This is a genomic window from Peptostreptococcus sp. (assembly GCF_036639115.1).
GTDB lineage: Bacteria > Bacillota > Clostridia > Peptostreptococcales > Peptostreptococcaceae > Peptostreptococcus.
Genome location: NZ_JAVWJH010000001.1, coordinates 66,184 through 86,417 on the forward strand (window position 1 = coordinate 66,184; position 20,234 = coordinate 86,417).

11 protein-coding genes are annotated in these 20,234 nt (G+C 30.2%); 9 read left to right on the forward strand and 2 right to left on the reverse strand.

The genetic code is table 11. From position 1 onward, the window contains the following. Nucleotide 1: 1 nt before the first annotated feature. Nucleotides 2–316: a DMT family transporter gene (locus tag RR561_RS00285; RefSeq protein WP_332505413.1), complete on the forward strand. Its 315-nt coding sequence runs from the start codon at nt 2–4 to the stop codon at nt 314–316. 498 nt (nt 317–814) lie between these two features. Next, a complete protein-coding gene (locus RR561_RS00290; protein ID WP_332505414.1) occupies nt 815–3,598 on the forward strand; it encodes a cell wall-binding repeat-containing protein in 2,784 nt (927 codons plus the stop codon). Nucleotides 3,599–3,749: 151 nt separating this feature from the next. On the opposite strand, the gene RR561_RS00295 is transcribed toward RR561_RS00290, so the two are convergent. Then, nucleotides 3,750–4,148: a pyridoxamine 5'-phosphate oxidase family protein gene (locus RR561_RS00295; protein WP_332505416.1), complete on the reverse strand. Its 399-nt coding sequence runs from the start codon at nt 4,146–4,148 to the stop codon at nt 3,750–3,752. A gap of 140 nt (nt 4,149–4,288) precedes the next feature. Here RR561_RS00295 and RR561_RS00300 point away from each other — a divergent pair, with 140 nt between their 5' ends. Continuing rightward, the gene (locus RR561_RS00300) at nt 4,289–4,660 is read left to right on the forward strand and encodes a winged helix-turn-helix transcriptional regulator (protein WP_332505418.1); all 372 of its coding nucleotides are present in this window, start codon (nt 4,289–4,291) and stop codon (nt 4,658–4,660) included. Between the two features lie 717 nt (nt 4,661–5,377). Beyond that, on the forward strand, nt 5,378–7,501 hold the full coding sequence (locus tag RR561_RS00305) for a copper-translocating P-type ATPase (RefSeq protein WP_332505420.1): 2,124 nt from the start codon (nt 5,378–5,380) through the stop codon (nt 7,499–7,501). A gap of 88 nt (nt 7,502–7,589) precedes the next feature. Here the strand turns inward: RR561_RS00305 and RR561_RS00310 are convergent, their stop codons facing one another. Continuing rightward, nucleotides 7,590–8,189, reverse strand: a complete 600-nt coding sequence (locus RR561_RS00310) for a hypothetical protein (RefSeq protein ID WP_332505421.1) — start codon at nt 8,187–8,189, stop codon at nt 7,590–7,592. 534 nt (nt 8,190–8,723) lie between these two features. Between RR561_RS00310 and RR561_RS00315 the strand changes: the two genes are divergently transcribed. The 5 genes from RR561_RS00315 (at nt 8,724) to RR561_RS00335 (ending at nt 20,159) form a co-directional block, all read left to right on the forward strand. Beyond that, entirely contained in the window at nt 8,724–9,413 is a 690-nt protein-coding gene (locus tag RR561_RS00315) for a type 1 glutamine amidotransferase domain-containing protein (protein WP_332505423.1), read from the forward strand. Between the two features lie 2 nt (nt 9,414–9,415). After that, on the forward strand, nt 9,416–10,183 hold the full coding sequence (locus RR561_RS00320; RefSeq protein WP_332505424.1) for a nitroreductase family protein: 768 nt from the start codon (nt 9,416–9,418) through the stop codon (nt 10,181–10,183). A gap of 338 nt (nt 10,184–10,521) precedes the next feature. Continuing rightward, nucleotides 10,522–13,527, forward strand: coding sequence for a cell wall-binding repeat-containing protein (locus RR561_RS00325; protein ID WP_332505425.1), 3,006 nt, complete (start codon nt 10,522–10,524; stop codon nt 13,525–13,527). A 457-nt stretch (nt 13,528–13,984) separates the two neighbouring features. Continuing rightward, complete coding sequence (locus RR561_RS00330) at nt 13,985–17,680, forward strand: cell wall-binding repeat-containing protein (RefSeq protein ID WP_332505427.1); 3,696 nt, start codon at nt 13,985–13,987, stop codon at nt 17,678–17,680. Between the two features lie 478 nt (nt 17,681–18,158). Next, on the forward strand, nt 18,159–20,159 hold the full coding sequence (locus RR561_RS00335) for an oxidoreductase (protein WP_332505428.1): 2,001 nt from the start codon (nt 18,159–18,161) through the stop codon (nt 20,157–20,159). Nucleotides 20,160–20,234 lie beyond the last annotated feature (75 nt).

Here is a 20,234-nt window from a genome sequence, read left to right on the forward strand (position 1 = left end):
TATGATTTGGTTTGTATTAATATTGGCTGGGATATTTGAAATGATTGGTGTATTGACAATATCAAACTTCAATCAGCATAGGAGTATAAAAAACTTTATGCTATTAGTGATTTCATTTACTTTTAGTTTTTCATTTCTTTATATAGCAATGAAATACTTGCCTACAAGTGTAGCGTATTCTGTATGGACTGGAATAGGTGCATCTGGTGGTGCAATACTTGGTATTGTATTGTTTGATGAACCAAAGAATAAAGCCAGAATATTATTTATCTGTTTGATTATAGTATCAGTTATTGGATTGAAAATAGTAGGTTAGTTTTAAAGTAAAGATACAAATATCATATTGCATAGAATTATGATATATCACTATAATTAAAATAATATATCTAAAAGAAGGATGTGAGTACTCACATCCTTCTTTATTATTTATAAAAAATATTATCAGGAATTAATTAATATTTTATCGATAAAATACTGCTAGAGAATACTGTACTTTAATAAGATAATAAGAAAAAATAATATTATAATGACAAAAAATTAAATAAAGTGATATTCTAATTTGCTTATTAGTTTTGTGCTATAAAGAAAAAATAATCAAATTAGAATATTTTTCGAAAAAACTATTTAAAAAATAAAAACATTCATTTTAACAAAGTTATTATAAGCAAAAGAGCATATACGGAAATTAAATATAAATATATTTTGAGTATCAAATAATAAAACCTTGAATTTCTTTTATAAATACTATAGAATAACACTATAAAACTATTAAGCTATTTTAAATTAATAAATGTATTTTGAAAAGGAGGTTTTTATGAAAAAGAAAATACTAAGGGATTCAAGAAAAAATAATAGAAAAAAAGGTATTGTTTTTCTTTCATTTGTATTTGCGGGTTTTTTAATGAATAACACATTAGCTGAAGAGGTAATTGAAGTTCACAATGGAGTTGAACTTAAGCAAAAAATACAGTCTGCAAGTGAAGGAGATACATTACTTTTGTCAAATGATTTTGATTTTTCTGACCTAGTGATAGATATGCCAAATGTAAATATTACAATTGATGGAAATGGAATTACAAATACAAAAGGTTTTTTAAGAGTTCAAGGTAATAATAATAGTCAGCTTGAAATAAAAAATTTAAAATTTAAGGGGGAAGAAATTAAGGAAACACCCTTACAAGCTAGGCAAAATGCTGGAACACTAAATCTAGAAAATATAGAGTTATCAGAGTCCAATAAAGGGGCAATGAGTATATCTTCAGGAGAGAGTTCAAAAGTGATATTGTCAAAGGTGAATATACATGACAATGAGGCAAATAATACAGCTCCAGCTATTTTTCTGGGATCAGATGCCAATTTAGAAATAAATAACTCGACAATTAAGAATAATAGGGGTTATGGTGGAGGATATGAAACTGGAGCAATTTCTTCGAAGTTTTATAAATCTAATTTATCTATAAATAACACTGTTTTTGAAAAAAATATAAATGATACAGTAAATACAGGTGTTACTGGCGGTGGCGGTGGAGCAATGTCTATGAATTACTTAAAAGGTAACATAGAAATAAATGAATCATATTTTAAAGAAAATGAAACTAGTGGTAAAAATGGAGATGTAAAGAATACTTATGATGGAGGAGCTATTTATATTTTTGATGGACGAGATGGAGCAAACTTCAAAGTTTCAAATTCAACGTTTGATAGCAATGTAGCTTATGACGATGGAGGAGCTATGATGATTCAAGGTACAGGAAATCCAGGTCTTGAAACTAAAATAGTAAATACAACGTTTTACGGGAATAAAGCGTATGGCTTAGACGGTGCAAATGTTAGTGGTGGAGCGATACAGTACTTTAAAAATGGTGGATCAAGTAAAATGACCAATCAATTATTATCTTGTACCTTTGTTGGAAATCAGGCAGGAAATGAACAGTCCAAGTTCGATCAAAAAGGTGGAGCGGTTTCCTTAAGTGGGGCAGGTATATTTGCAAATGCAACAGTTTCAAGAAATGATAGTATTTTTATAGGCAACAAAGTCTTTAACTCAAAGGGGGAAGAAGATAAATCAAGTACTTATAAAGATATATCTAATAGTGCAAATTCACAATATGGAAAAGAAAATATTATTAATTTAGATAAAGGTATAAATCCAGAATATACGGTAGAAGATATACTTGGAAAGAAAAACATTATGTTGACATCAAATCATTCCAATGTTATAGCTGGTATGAATGATGAAATAGTAAAAACAATTGCGATAAAGCCAGAGGGGTTGGCAGATAATCAGTATGGAGATACAGTTGTACCTGAAGGAAGAGATCAGAGAAATTTTGCAAGGTACAAAGATGATGGGTCAATAGAAATGTCTTGGATAAAGTATAATGCTAATAGTGGTGAATTTAAATTGGATGATATGCAGGAGTATAATGGATTTAAATACTATGATAAAAATGAAAATGGAATAATAGAAAATTATTATAGTATAGGAAGTAATAATACAAAAACAAAAATAGTTAAAAATGCTGATGATTTAAAGGCAGTAAAATCTGGATTTGAGCTAAAAGGCTGGTCTAAAGATAAAGATGCAACTAGCCCCGATTCATTATATGATTTTGATAAAGATATTGATTTTGACAATGATAATATTACCTTATATGCAGTTTGGGGTAAAAAAGATGATAATGGTGGTGGCAATGGAGGTGGTGGAGGCTCCAACATTAATAAAATAACATTAGTTGGAGGTCCTCTTACTTTAACAAAAAATATAGAAAATCAACTATATGATTTTAAGCTAGACAGATTATCTGGAAAAGATAGATATGAAACGTCTATTGAAGTAAGTAAGAAATATAATAACAGGGATACAGTGATACTTTCTAGTGGTGAAAAGTATACAGATGAGCTAACAGCTACAGTATTGGCTAATAAGTTGGATGTTCCAATTCTTCTTATTAGAAAAGATGAAGTGCCTAGAAAAACATTAGAGGAAATAAAAAGACTAGGAGGTAAAAATATAATCATAGTTGGTGAAAAAGAAACAATATCTAAGAATGTAGAAAAAATATTATCAGATTATAATTTAGAAAGAGTTGGTGGATCAAATAGATATGAAACAGCAGTTTTACTTGGAGAAAAATTAGGGAATTTGACAAATAAAAGAAATAGAGTAATATTAGTTGATGGTACTAATTTTCCTGATGCAATAGCGATGACTAGCAAAGGTGTCGAAGAAAGTACTCCAATTCTTTTAACAGAGCCAAATAATCTAAATAATAGCACAAAAAAAGCATTTGAAAAATGGAGTGTTTCAGATGTGATAATAGGTGGAGGTCCAAATTCAGTTTCAAGTTCAATAGAAAATGAATTAAAGAAAAATAAAAATGTCGAGAGGATTTCAGGTAAGGATAGATATGAAACATCTGTAAAGGTGGCTTCAAATGTCTATAAAAATCCAACTCATGCAGTATTAGCTAGTGGTGAAGTATTTCCAGATGCTATAGTTGGTGCTCCTTATGCAGCGAAATACAAGTATCCGATCGTTCTTTCTCAAGGAAATGACATACCAAAAGTTGTAAAAGAATATGTAGGAGCTGAGTAATTTATAGAATAAGAAAAACAAAAAGAGCTGGTAAAAACCAGCTCTTTTATAATTTGAAATTATAGAAATTCATTTATAAACAATGCAGATAAATCCTCAAAATATAATGAACGATTTATCATAAATATAAATTAATATATAATATTAAAAATTATAATTCAATTCCATCCAATTTCTGACCTGTCAGCGCTGTATATGACAGTTTAGCATTTTCAATAGTATAAATTTCAAATACACCATCGCCAACAGAGTATCCCATCTTAGAAAGCATTGGGAAAGATTCTATTGCTGCTTTTTGAGAGTCTTCTGTTGTAATAAATTTGGCAGAACATTCTATTCTTAGTGTGTTCATTTTTTCATCAATTGCACAAATTTCCATCTTTGGATTTACTTGAAGTTGCTTGTAAATATTTTTTCTCTTATCAGAATAAAATGCCAGTTCTCCATTATATTCCATAACAAAACCTAGGGGTCTAACATGTGGCTGATCCCCGTCTACTGTAGCTGAATAAAACACTCTTGCATTTTTTAAAAATTCGATTACTTTCATTTCACTACCTCCAAAAATATATTGAGTTGTCGACCACCCTTTATTATGATATTATCAAAGATGTAAGTTTTATACAAGTACGCATTTTTTATTGATTAAGTACTATAAAAGATACTATATATTAAGGAAGTGACCTAGTTATGATTGAAGAATTAAATATTAATGAAAAAGAAGAGTTGATATGTCCAGTGAGATATTTTCTTGATGTGGCAGGTGGTAAATGGAAAAGTTCAATACTTTGTATTTTGTCAGACTGTGAATGTCATAGATATAGTAGGATAAAAAGAAAGCTAAATAGCATCACAAATACTATGCTAGCCAAGTCATTGAAAGAGCTAGAGGCGGATAAAATGATTGAGAGAATTCAGTATAATGAAGTTCCACCAAGAGTTGAGTATAAGCTCACAGAAAAAGGTAAAGGAATAATGCCGATATTGGAAGATATGGCTAGATGGGGATTTAAAAATATAGGAGAAAGTGCATTTTGTGGAAATTGTAATACGATAGAATAAAATTTAATCAAATACCGATTGAATTTAATTGAATTTACAATAAGAAAATGATTAAAGATTTTCTTTTATAAAATATTTATGAAAGTATGGAATTTCATAAAAACAAAAAATAACTGCTATTATTATAAAAATATTAAATTTAAAATTGATTGTTAGGAGTAAATATGGTTTCCATGGAACATGTATTTACTCTTTTTTATTGAATTAAAATAAATTAACAAAATATTCAAATAAAGCTTGACAAACTTTGGCCACAAGTGTAAACTGTAAATAAGACTACAGATGTAGACAAAAACATTGAAAAAAAGAATATCTATATATTTGGTCTTTTTATTTGCACTAATCAAACAATTTTCATTTGGAAATGATGAATTGTTTATCATTCTAAATGAGAAACCCTTTTTTAAGACGTCTTTATAAAACAAATACAAGTAACAACGACCGGTTTTTACGCTAGGTGAGTATTAAGAAACTGCAGAAAAAAATTAATATTTTTCTTAGTGATTTTGAAACACATGTGTTTTAATATATTTATTAGAACTTATAGTAATGATTTTTAGAAAAAATCTAAATGAGCAGTAATTTAGAATTAAAAATTAAAACAAAAAATGAAAACTTTGAATAAGACTTTGAATAAGGCAAGACAAGGCAATTAGATTTATTTTTTAGTCTATTTGGTATTACAATATATTTTATATTTATAGAAAGGAGTAAGGCATGAATCATCACACAAAGACAAAACATAGCAAGGATGAAATGGTTAATATGAACCATGAAGCTCATCAAAGTCATGAAAATCACGGACATCAGAAACAGCACAAACATGAGGGAAGTCATGCGTGTGGTGGTCATGATGAACATGGTGGGCATGATCATAGCGGACATGCACAAATGTTTCGTAAAAAGTTTTTTGTATCATTGGTGTTTGGAATACCTATTCTAATTTTTTCACCAATGATGGGCAAGCATCTTCCATTTACTTATACTTTTCCAGGATCTGAATGGTTAGTAATAGTATTAGCTACAGTATTATTTTTCTATGGAGGAAGTCCATTTTTACAAGGGGCAAAAGACGAGTTAAAATCTAAAAAACCAGCAATGATGACTCTTGTATCACTAGGTATATCTGTTGCATATATTTATAGTATATATGCATTTATATCTAATAATATTTTGTACAAACCAGGATATATACATGATTTCTTCTGGGAATTATCATCTCTTATATTAATTATGCTACTTGGGCATTGGATAGAGATGAACGCTGTTACAAATGCAGGGAGCGCGCTCAAGAGTTTGGCTGAACTATTGCCTAATTCAGCACTTTTAGTACAAAAAGATGGAACAACAGTTGAGATGGATCTATCAGACATCCAAAAAGGTGATGTTTTACAAGTTTTACCAGGAGAAAGAGTTCCAACAGATGGAATTGTAAAGACGGGGCTAAGCTTTGTAAATGAGTCAATGCTAACTGGAGAATCAGTGGATATCAAAAAAAATATCAGTGACACAGTAATAGGCGGATCAATTAATGGGTCAGGAACGTTAACAATTGAAGTGACAGGAACTGGTGAGTCAGGTTATTTGGCTCAAGTAATGGATTTAGTAAATACAGCTCAACAAGATAAGTCAAAGGCAGAATCTATGTCTGATGTTGTTGCTGGATTATTATTTTATTTTGCTATAGTTGTCGGAACGATAGCATTTATTACATGGATAATGTTACAAAGTGGTACTGAATTTGCACTAGAACGTTTGGTAACTGTACTTGTAATAGCTTGTCCACATGCTTTGGGGCTAGCTATACCTCTAGTAACAGCTCGTTCTACTTCAATTGCAGCTCAAAATGGACTTCTTATTCAAAATAGACAATCTCTTGAGACAGCACGTAAAGTTGATGTTATAGTTATGGATAAGACAGGAACTCTAACTGAAGGAAACTTTGCAGTATCAGAGTTTAGTTCTTTGAGCCCAGAGTATAGCAATGAAGAAGTTTTAAGATTGATTGGAGCATTGGAAGAAGGATCGAGTCATCCTTTGGCAGTTGGAGTACTGAATAAAATTGAAGAATTAAAATTAAAATCATTCAAGGCAGATAATATCACAAATATTGCGGGTGCGGGCCTTGAAGCTAATATAAACGAATCAAATTTTAAATTAGTAAGTGCATCTTACCTTGACAGAAAAGGTATAGTTTATGACAAAGCAAGGTTTAAATCACTTGCAAGTCAGGGAAATTCAGTAAGCTACTTACTAAAAGATGGCGATAGTATAGGAATTATTGGTCAAGGTGACCAAATAAAGCCAGAATCTAAGAAAACTATAGAAGGATTATTAAAGCAGGGAATTAGACCGATTATGCTGACAGGAGATAATAGAGAAACAGCAGAAAAAGTTGCTAAAAAGTTGGGAATAAAAGAAATGTTTGCTGAGGCAAGGCCTGAAGATAAAGAAAAGATTGTACGCAAATTACAATCTCAGGGTCTGGTCGTAATGATGGTTGGAGATGGAGTCAATGATGCACCTAGCTTGGCTAGAGCTGATATAGGTCTAGCGATAGGAGCAGGTACTGACGTAGCAATTGATTCAGCAGATGTTATATTAGTAAAAAGCAATCCATCCGATATTTTACATTTCTTAGAATTGGCTAAGAAAACTACAAGAAAAACTGTACAGAATCTATGGTGGGGTGCAGGATATAATATACTGGCAGTTCCTTTGGCAGCGGGTGTATTGGCACCATTTAATATTATTCTTAGCCCAGCAGTAGGAGCTGTATTGATGTCATTGAGTACAGTGATAGTTGCTATAAATGCAATGACACTCAAAATTAATTCGTAAAAGGATACTATTAAGCTAGTATTTTACTTTAAACTCTAGAAAAGACCCTTGTTTTTACAAGGGTCTTTTCCTATTTTATTTATAAATTTTATAGATGTTTTTTATCTTTTTTGCCATTTCTATTTTCAATATTATTGTCGGTTGTATTTTTCTTCAATAAAAAAATTAATTGGACAATAAATAGTATTATTAAAAGAGAGTAAAATATTAAATATATAGTTTGTACTTTTTCAACAGATTTTCCTACACGTATTTCTCTGATGATTAAGTTAAATACCATAAGTAAAGGTATTGGTAGGGAAAAAACTTTTTTAAAAAGAATTCTCTGCTCATCTATAGGGGTGTTATTTTTAGTAAGTAAGCTACTAGCATATACAGTTATATTGAACATGATTAAAAGAGTCAAAGAAAAAATAATAAAATAAAGATTAAATGTAAATATTGCTAGTGGCAGTAATAATATAGATATAATATGTACATGAAAATTTCGATAAAGAATTTCATCTTTATTTTCCAAGGTATACAACCTTACAGCAGAAGATGTAAAAATGATAGCAGTAATCATAGAAATGATAACAATATTTTCTATTTTGCCATTAGGGTCAAATTTATTTGATAAAAAAATACTGGGATATATTAATAATGAAGTTAGATAAAGAATAAGTATGTATTTTTTTTGCTTTTTCATATAAAGCCTCCTGTAAAATAAAAAACTTAAAAAATAAGATATTATAGATACTTTATAATTAAATTAGCTTAAAAAGATAATTTTAAATATAAAATTCTTTATAAGGTATAAGAATAGAAAATATTGCTTATAACTTTAATTTTAAAATATTTATTAATATATGAGTAAAAAAATATAAATTAAAGTAATTTGTAAAATAAGATTCATATACAGTATGAAAACATAGTATTATATAATTATATATTAGTTAATAATAATATACAACACTTTAAATCCGTAGTTTATACGAATAAAGGTATTATTAGCTGTGTGTATGGGTATATATATAAGTAGATGCACTTTTAAAAATAAGAAAATATATTCTTTTTCGTATGTTATTAAAATGTATAAATAATAGAAATGAAATAAGATTTTTATACATTTTGAAGGAATTATAAAAAACGAAAGTATTTTAAAATACTCTCGTTAAATTTGTTTAGTTAGACAGGTAATAGATTCATTTTAAGCAAATTATTAACTTTAGGAGGTGTAATTATGAAGAAAATTTTAGTGGTGGAAACAAATGTTTGTAAATATGCAAAAAGTAATAGAGCAACTGGATTGTGGCTTGGCGAGTCAGTTCATTTTTTTGAAGTGATGACAAAGGCAGGTTATGAAGTCGATTTTATGAGCCCTACTGGAGGATATGTTCCAATTGATCCGTATAGTTTTAAATATGCTAGTGATAAGGATTGGAAATGGTATGCAGACAAAAAATTTCAAGATAGGGCATTAGCAAATACAAAAAAACCGGATGAAGTAAATCCAGATGATTATATAGCAATATATTACGCTGGAGGTCACGGGGCAGTATGGGATTTTCCTAATGATAAAAACTTACAAAAAATAGCAGAGAGAATATATTTTAATGGAGGGTTTATAACATCAGTATGTCATGGTGTTGTAGGGCTTTTAAATTTAAAAGATAAGTGTGGAAATTTACTAATAAAAGAAAAGGAAGTTACAGGATTCAGTGATACAGAAGAGCTATTCGGTAACACAAAAGGAAAAGTTCCATTTTCAACTGAAGGAGAACTATTAAATAGAGGCGCACGCTATACAAAAAGAAGAGCTTTTACGGAGTATGCTATAAGTGACGGAAGGATTATCACAGGACAAAATGTTCAGTCTTCTAAGAAGGTAGCAAATATGTTAGTGGAAGAATTGAGAAAAATTGAGGCATAAGTATGGAACATATTATAAGGATAGATGGAGATAAGTGTATAGGATGCAAGATGTGCATACATGATTGTCCTGAAGCAAATATATCGCTAATAAATAATAAAGCTAAAATATTATCACTCGACTGTATGAAATGTGGTCACTGTGTGGCTATATGTCCTAAAAAAGCTGTAAGTATCAGTGGTTACGAAAAAGATATAGAGGAAATTCCAGATAATATAAAAATAGACCCAGAGATACTTTTAAATGCATTGAAGTTTAGAAGAACAATTAGAAATTTCAAGCAAGATAAGGTAGATGATAACATTACAGAAAAAATAATCGAAGCAGGAAAATGGACACCATCTGCTAGAAATTCACAGGATGTATCATATGTTATTCTTAGAAATGAAATGGAAAATGTTGAAGAAATAGCAGTGGGCATGTTTAATAAAATACTACCTTTTATAAGGATATTTAGTAAGTCTGCAAGAAAAATAGAAATAGATGATAATTTCTTTTTTAAAAAAGCACCTTTGGCAATTTTGATCGTGTCTAAAAATAAGATAGATGGATCTCTTGCAGCATCTAATATGGCTTTAATGGCAGAGAGCAATGGATTAGGTGTACTATATAGTGGTTTATTTTCAATAGCTGCAAATAATTCAAGAAAAATAAGAAAAAAATTGAACATAAAGGGTAAAAATATAGTGACAACATTAGTTTTGGGTTATCCAAATATAAAGTATAGTAGAGGTGTACAAAAAAAGGAGCCATTAGTTATAAAAAAATAATTATAATCAATAAATAATATGATTATTAATTTAATGAATAGCAAAAATATGTAATAAAACTGGGTGATTTCAATAGAATATATAATTAATAACTATACACATATTTTTGATAAATATGTGTATAGTTTTAGTATTAAAAACAATGGTCGTTAAACTAATAATTATAGTATTTAATATTATAAAACTTTAAAAATTAATTTATTAATATAATAAAATATAATTTGAATTTAAAAAATAAGAATATAGATTATATGTTGTTATATTGTTTGAAATGGTCTATACTAAATATACACTATTTTTAGAAAATTTAAAATAATTAAAGAAAAGGAGGAACTAGTATGAAAAAAAGATTCGTAATACCATTATTATTAGTTACGTGTATGCTTTTTGTGTCAGTAGATAGTAAAACATACGCACTTGTAGAAAGGAATGTGTCTTCATATGGAGAATTGGTCACGGCAGTAAATGATAAAACAATTTCCAAAGTGATCGTTGATAAAAATATTGATCTAGAGGATACAATTACGATTAACGGTGATAAAGAAATAGTAGGAAAAGATAGTAAAGTTACTCTGAAGGCAACTAAAGAAAAGCCTATGATTAGCCTTTCTTCAAATACGAATAAAGTTAATCTTAGTAACCTGAAATTTGATGGTAACAACATGGCAAGTCAAGGTGTATATCTTGCAGAAAAAAAGAAGTCTGTTGAGATGAAAATTGATGGCTGTGATTTTGAAAAATTGGCAGGGAGCGCTATTAACCTTAGCAAATACGAAGGTTCACGAGATGCTGTAGGCTATGCAAAGTTAGATTTAACAAATTCTAACTTTCTATCAAACACTGATAAAAATGACAGCAAGTTAAATCCAGGTCTTGTAGCAGTTAGAGCTGACGAACCTATAATTAATGTTGATAACTGTAAATTTGAAGATAATATCTTTGAATATGGAGTATCAGGAGTAAATATTGCTAGTAATCCTACAGCGGAATTTAAGGATAAAAATGAAGGAAATCTAGTAGTTAAAAATTCAGAGTTCAAAAATAACTCAAATAAAAATGCAAATGGTGGTGGAGCTATTAATGCAAGCAGAGCAAATGTAACTTTATCAGACACGAATTTTATAGGGAATACTTCTCAAGGTTATGCAGGTGCAGTGAGAGCATCAGCATCTAATGGAGACAAGTCTCTGAAGATTACAATTAATGGAGAAAACAATGACTTTATAGATAATAAAGTGAAAAATAATGAATATGAGAACTCAGATGGTGGAGCTTTGCAAATAGAAGGTATGGATTCTGATATTTCAAATGCAAACTTTACAAAAAATAGTTCTGAAACTGAGGGTGGAGCATTATACTATACTAGTGAGAACTCAGCAAAGAAAACATTTCATATATTAAATAATGTTAAATTTGTTGAAAATAAATCTGAAGAAACAGGTGGAGCTATACATACACGTGGCATAAATGATATTAAGATTTCAAACACTACTTTTGATAAAAATAAAACGAAGGGATCAGGAGGAGCACTTTATTACTTCTCAGCAATTGATCCAGACAAGGAATCTAAAAATTCAGATACAAATATAAATTTTGAGAAGGTCACTTTTAAGGATAATACAGCAGCATATGGTGCAGGAGTATTTTATTCAAATGAAGATAGACTTTCTTCAAAGATATACAACTCAGAATTAAATAATAATATAGCTGAGGTTGGTGGGGCATTGTATATGAATACCTATACTTTCCCTGGTGTAGAGCCTACAAATTCAAATTTTGATATCCAAACTACGAACTTTGTTGGCAATCAATCAGAATTCGGTGGAGCAATATATGCAGGTCTTAGTAATAAAGCAGAGCAAGCAGATCCTAAGCAGAATATAGATATAACAAAATCAATGTTTGAGAAAAATAAGAGTGATTTTGGTGGAGCGATTGCCTATGATAAGGGAACAACTTCAAATGTAAGTGCTACTAAATTTAATGACAATATAGCTACTGGAGATGGTGGAGCCTTTTATCTAAGAATGGATAAAGATCTAATTATAAAGGATTCAGAGTTCAATAGAAATACAGCAGAAGACGGACGTGGTGGAGCTATAAACGTATTGACAACTAAAAAAGATAAGATAACAGAAGACACAGAGATAGACTTTTATAAGCATGTAAAGGCTGATAATGTCAAGTTCAATGATAATAAGGCAAGTACAGGTATATTTGAAGCTAGTAAGGAAAAATATCCTGAAATAAACAAGCTTTATAAAGAAAATTTCTTGAATATAAAATCATTGTCAAAACCAGCAAAGATAAGTAAAAATATCGCTTACAATAACTATGATGTGAGCTTTATCTCTGATAAGGTAATAGTACCAACTCCAGACCCAGGTGGAGGTGGATCAGGCGGAGGATCAGGAAGTTCGAAAACAACTGCAATTCTTGCCAATGGTAAAAAATACACTGATGTTTTGACAGCAACAGTACTAGCGAATGAAAAAAAATGTCCTATTCTTCTAACAGAAACTGATAGCATATCTAAAGAAACAATGGATGAACTAAATAGAAGAGGTGTAGGAAAGTTGATAATATCTGGCGGAGAAAAATCAGTATCAAAGAAGGTTGTAGATCAACTGGCTGATTTTGATGTAGTGAGATATGCTGGAAACAATAGATACGAAACAGCAAGAGAAATAGCAAAACAGGTAAGGCTAGAATCAGGAAATAAAAATGAAGCAGTACTAGTAGATGGTACAAACTTCCCAGACGTAATTACAATTTCAGCATTGGCATCTCAAAAGAGGGCACCGATATTACTTACAGAACCAAGTAAATTAAATAATACAACAGAAAATGTATTAAAGGAATGGAATATAGAAGATGTTACAATTGGTGGGCAGACAAAGTCTGTATCAACTAATGTTGAAAATAAGGTGAAAAATATTTCAAACGATGTAGTAAGAATAGGTGGACATGATAGATATAAAACAGCTTCTCTCATAGGAGAAGAAGTTAGAAAACTTACAGGAAATAAAAAGGATATGGTACTAGTAGATGGAACTGACTTCCCAGATGGAATAACAGTAAATAGTCTAGCTGCTAAATATAAGTGTCCTATACATCTAACAAATCCAAATACTCTAACAAAGACTACAAGAGATGATATAACAAATTGGAATATAGAAAATATACTGGTAGCAGGTGGAACAAATTCAGTATCAGCGGATATATATAACAATTTGGGAGTGAAAAACAAGGAAAGAGTAGCAGGGAACAATAGATATACTACAGCGGTAGAAATATCTAAGCGACTTGATAAAAGTAATACGCCGATTGGTAAGTTAAATTAATTGATAGAAGTATGGATAGAGGAAAAGTTTAAAAAATTATAAAGATGCTTGTATAGAAAAGAACCGATGATATTATCGGTTCTTTTTTTATTTAATTTAAAATTAGAGTAATAATTATTTAGGAAATATAATTCAGTTAAAATATTGAAAAACACAAAGTTGCTTTAGACTGATCGAAGTATTTTATATGTAGATAGATGCTTTATTAGACGAATAAATATTAGACTGGAATAAATTACTTAAAAGAAAAAAATATATATTGAAATTTCAATAATGAATATAATAGTCATTTAAAGAGATAATAACTAATAAAACATATTAAAAGATTAGAAAAAATACTAAAACTAATAAAAAATTAAGTATTTACTTAATTTTTGTTTAAATAGCGAAAAAGCTTGGTATAAAGTAAAATGAGTCTCAAAATTCAGATAATTGCAAAAACTAAGGAGGTGTTTATATGAAATACAGAAAAAACTTAATATTGGCTATATCCACATGTATGCTGTTTAGTTTTTCAGGAATTAAAACGCATGCATTGTCTAAAACGGCAGAAGTTACAAATTTTACAGAACTTCAAACTGCAGCTGCGGACGAGAGTATTTCCAAAATTGTTTTGATGCAAGATATCAATGTTGGTAAAAGTATTATTATAAATGGAGTAAAAACGATTAAAGGATCCGAGAGAGTGGCTCTAAAAGCAACAGATAAAATAGCAATGATAAAGTTAGAAAAAAATGTGGGACAATTAACTTTGTCAAATATATATTTTGACGGAAATGAAATATCGAGTCAGGGTATTGATGTAGGAGAAAATAGTTACGGAAAAGATATGAATATAAAAATCAAAGATTGTGATTTTGAAGATTTTAAAGGCAGTGCATTAAGATTTTCAAATAAATCCGAAATTAATAAGGCTGATGTAGATATAATAGATTCGAAATTTATATCTATAGAAGATACAGTTGATAAAAAAGATGGAAGTTCAGGCATAGTAAATATTAATGCATTAGAGTCTGATTTATATGTGGAAAATACCTTGTTTGAAGGAAACAAATCAACAATGGGTTCAGCAGGTATAGCTGTATCAAATGATACTAACTCAGAGAATAAGAGTTCTCTGGGTAATGTAGATATAAAAGATAGTATTTTCAAAAGTAACTCGACAAGTGGTGGCCCTACTGGAGTGGGAGGAGCTATTGTAACTGGAAATTGTAATGTTGAGTTGACAGATGTTTTCATAGATAATAACATTGCTGTTGAAAATGGAGGTGCTATATTTGCAAGATCTAGTGGTCTTAAGGAAAAGGCCAAAATAAGCTTAAAAACACTCAATAAAGAACGTAATATAATTTCAAATAATGAGGTAAAAGAACATTATTCTGCCAGAGGTGGAGCAATAGCTCTATTTGGAAACATAGATTTAGAAGCATATGATACTGATTTCATATCAAATAAATCTGATATAGATGGAGGAGCAATAGGTTTGGCCGTTCCGACTAGAGATAAAGAAATTAGAGTAAGTAAGCTTAACAATGTAAGATTTATAGAAAATGAATCAGGTGACTATGGAGGGGCAATAAGAGTCCATGGAAACCAAGAGCTTGAGATGAAAGATGTAGAGTTTCTATCAAATAAATCAGGTACTGGTGGAGCAATGGCATACTATGGCTCATGGATAGATTCGAATTCTCAAGAAATGCACCCAGATGGATCTAAAATATATGGAGACAATGTTATATTTAAAAATAACAAAGCAGATTTATCAGCAGGAGCTGTAAATATACAGAATCAAGGTAAGGTAAGAGTTGATTTTGAGGATTCTTTGTTTGAAAATAATCAGTCTGAGAGTATGGGTGGAGCAGTATTATTATTTACAAGCTTAAATAGAATGAAAGATTCTACAAAGACAGATTTAGTATCTAATTTTAATAATACAAAGTTTATCAATAATAAATCAAAATTTGGTGGAGCTATATATTCAAGTATTTCTAGCTATGAAAATAAAAATAAACAAAAGTTAGAAATTAATACAAAGAATTCTTTATTTGAAAAAAATAAATCAAAAGATTCTTATGGTGCGATAGGTATATCTCAAGGAGTATCTTTAAACACAGACGATAATACTAGATTTGTTGAAAATGAAGCTGGGGCTTATGGAGGAGCAATTGGTTTATTTAGTAAGGAAGAAGCAAATATTAGTAAAACTAATTTCATTAAAAATAAATCTAAAGAGATGGGAGGATCTATATATATAAGTGGTGAAAATAATCTAAACTTAAAAAATACAAACTTTGATTCAAATAGTTCTGATTCTGGTGGTGCAATAGCACATTGGCTGAATTCTACAGATCCAGATAATCTGAGAGTAGGTAAACTAGATGGTGATGAGGTTACATTTAAAAACAATACAGCAAACTCATATGGAGGAGCTATATATACTAGTAATTCTGGAAAAATATCTATGACTCTAAAAAATTCATCGTTTGATAATAACAATTCTAATAATGGTGGAGGAGTATTTTTATATAGTTATTTAGCAGATAAAGACAAAAAAACAAAAACAGATGCTCAGTATAATTTTGTTAAAACAAACTTTATAGCTAATGAAGCCGATACAGCAGGAGCAATACGTTCTCTTGTAGCAGCAGAAAATAAAGACGATCAAAAACTAGATATAGACATGAAAGATTGTTTGGTAAACAACAATATATCAAAAGGAACTTGTGGATCTGTACTATTAGGAGAAGGAACCAGATATGATGTAGAAGGTGGAGAATTTGTAGGAAATACATCTGAAAAATGTGGTGGAGCAATTGGTGTATTTACAGATAAGGAAATAAATATATCTGATACAAAATTTGAAAATAATACGACAAAAGACGGTAAGGGTGGAGCAATTAATGTATTAAGAGGTGATACAGAATCAACAAGCGATAATGACTGTAGTAAGTATAGAAATCTAAAAGTTGATAATGTATCATTTGTAGACAATAAATCAAGTCAGGGTATATTTAAGCTTGAAAAAGATATTTGTCCTGAGTTGAATAATATTTACAAAGAAAACTTTACCAATATAAAGTCTTTATCAAAGCCAGCAGTATTGGGTAAAAACATAGCATATAATAATTATGATGTAAGTTTCTTATCTGATGAAGAAATAAAAGAACCCCCAGGTGGCGGAGGAGGCTCAGGAGGTTCTGGTGGAGGATCTACTGATGATACTAAGACAACGGCAATACTTGCCAACGGTAAGAAATATACGGATGTTTTGACAGCAACAGTACTGGCAAATGAGAAAAACTGTCCAATACTTCTAACAGATACAAATAATGTCTCTAAAGAAACGATGGACGAATTAAAGAGAAGAGGTATAGGTGAGATAATAATATCAGGTGGTGAAAATTCAGTATCTAAAAATGTAGCAAATCAATTAAATGATTTTGATATAGTGAGATATTCAGGTCATAATAGGTATGAAACGGCAAGAGAGATAGCCAAGCAGGTAAGATTAGAATCAGGCAACAAAAATGAAGCAGTACTAGTAGATGGTACAAACTTCCCAGATGTAATCACAATATCAGCATTAGCATCTCAAAAGAGAGCCCCAATATTACTAACAGAGCCTAAAAAACTAAATCCAACGACAGAAAATATAATTAAAGAGTGGAAAATTGAAGATATTACTATAGGAGGTCAGACAAAATCTGTATCTAAAAATGTAGAAAATAGAATCGAAGAGATACTAGAAGGTAAACCTAAAAAGATAGTAAGAATAGGTGGACAGGATAGATACAAGACAGCCTCTCTAATAGGTGAAGAAGTAAGAAAAATAACAGGAAATAAAAAGGATATGATACTAGTTGATGGAACAAACTTCCCAGATGGTATAACAGTTAATAGTTTGGCATCAAAGTTTGAATGTCCTATACATCTAACAAATCCAAACACTCTAACTAAAACAACTAAAAATGATATTTCAAGTTGGAAGATCGAAAATATCTTGGTCGCTGGTGGAAATAAATCAGTATCAGATAAAATATATAAAAACTTGGGTGTTAAAAATAAGGAAAGAGTAGCAGGGGATAATAGATATATGACAGCAGTAGAAATATCAAAGAGATTTGATAGGATTAAAACATTGATAGGAAGATAAAATATTTATAAGTCTGTACTTAAAACAGATTACTGAAGGGCCAAGTTTACACTTGGCTCTTTTTTATTTGTAGTATAAATAGAGAATAACGTAAATAATAGTGATATAAGCCATTATGACGTACAAATAAAGAAATATTCAAAATATAAAATAATATATTAAGTACACATTAGTATATATAATTTAAAGGTTAATATCAAAATAAAAATAATTTGATGAAATTATGCCAAAATAGTAAGAATTTAGATTTTGAGCTTAAAAGATAAAAAAAGTATTTCTAGAAAAGATAGTTACAGTATTTTCATAAAAAACAAAAAAACATGTAATAAATAAAGAAAAAAGAATTAAATTTAAAATTTTAAAGATTTTGACAATTAAAAAACAAGAGTATATAATTGATTCAAAGAGACTACTTACAAAATTGTAGGTTTAATTTAGCTAGCATATTTATGTTTGAACATCAGAGGAGGAGTTAAGTATGAAGAAAAAGTACCAATCACTTTTTGAAACATTCAACATTGGAAATGTGGAAATAAAAAATAAGTTTTTTATGGCACCAATGGCTACGATTATTGATGTTGATGAGAATTACTGCTATACAAATCAAAGTGTAGACTACTATGTTAGAAGAGCTCAAGGCGGAGTAGGCTTAATTGTAACGGGGGCGAATTGGGTAGAAAATGATATAGAAAACCATGCTCCATGTTCTTTTGCCTGTCCAAACATGCTACCAGGTAAGTACAAGAAAAAGGCAAAAGAGATGACTGATAGAGTACATTCTTTTGGAAGTAAGATATTCTTACAGTTAACAGCAGGACTTGGTAGATCAGCATTGCCAGCATTTATGAATAATGAGGACTATGTTGCACCTAGTGAAATATCAAATAGATGGGATCCATCAAAGATGTGTAGGGAATTAAAGACAGAAGAGATAGATCATATTATTGATAAATTTGTTGATGCAGCAGTTGTAGGAAAAGAATCAGGATTTGATGGCATTGAAATACATGCTGTTCATGAAGGTTATCTATTAGATTGTTTTACCCTATCTTTATTCAACAAGAGAACTGATAAATATGGTGGTGATTTGAGAGCTAGATTGCTATTTGCCACTGAGATTGTAAGGAGAATAAAAGAAGAATGTGGAAAAGACTTTCCAGTAATTCTTAGATTTTCTATAAAAAGCTATGTGAAAGCTATTCGTCAAGGAGGGCTTCCAGGAGAAAAATTTGAGGAATTAGGAAGGGATGTAGAAGAAGCAAAAGAAGCAATTAAAATATTAGAAGAAGCAGGTTATGATGCATTTGACTCTGATGCAGGAACTTATGACTCTTGGTACTGGGCTCACCCACCAATGTACTTTGGTAAGGGAGTATATCTAGATTTGGCAAAACAAATCAAGGGAGTAGCAAGTGTTCCTATTATGATGGCTGGTCGTATGGATGATCCGGACCTAGCAGTTGAATCTCTAAATAGTGGAATAATAGATGCAGTTGGTTTGGGAAGACCTCTTTTAACAGATCCAGATTATGTTAATAAATTGAGAGATGATAAAACTGAATATATTTTACCTTGTCTAGGATGTCATGATGGATGCTTTGGAAGGGCTTTAGAGCATGGATTAGGTAGTTGTGCAGTAAATCCTGAATGTGGTAGAGAAAGAACAGTAGGAATCAAAAAAGCCGATTGTAAAAAGGATGTTCTAGTAGTTGGTGGAGGTCCTGCAGGCCTAGAAGCTGCTAGGGTATCAGCATTAAGAGGTTATGATGTAACTTTAATTGAAGCAAGAGAGAGGGTAGGAGGAGCCCTGTTAATAGGAGGAGTACCTAAGTTTAAGTCAAACGATTTAGATCTTGTAAAATACTATGAAAATCAACTAGAACGTCTAGGTGTAAAGGTAATACTTAATAAAAAGGCAGATAAGAAATATATAGATCAATTAAATCCAGATATTCTATATATTGGAGAAGGTGCAAGACCGATAGTCCCTCCAATTGAAGGTGTAGAAAATGCTGTTTTGGCTCAGGATATATTATTAGGGAATGTAAAAACAAGAGAAAAGGTGACAGTAGTTGGTGGAGGTCTAGTAGGATGTGAACTGGCTCTACATCTAGCTCAAAATGGTAAGGATGTAACGGTAGTAGAAGCTTTAGATGATATATTCAAGGCAGGCAATAAGCTCCCACCAATGAATGAATTTATGCTTAGAGATCTACTTAAGTTCAATAATGTAAATATAAAAACAAATACAAGAGTTACAAAAATTAACAAAGATAATTTAGAATTGTCTACTGAAAATGGTAATGAAACTATCGATAGTGATCAGACTATCTTGGCTATAGGTTACCATTCAAATCATGAATTATTTGATGAATTAAAATATGATTATGCTTATATTTACAAGTTAGGTGATGGAAGAAAGGTAAGTAATATTCGTTCAGCAATTTGGGATGGGTATGAAGTCGCTAGAAGTTTATAATGTAGACTAATTATTGATAATTTAAAATTTGAAATAAATTATGAAAAGCACCCTTTAAAGGGTGCTTTTCTTTTG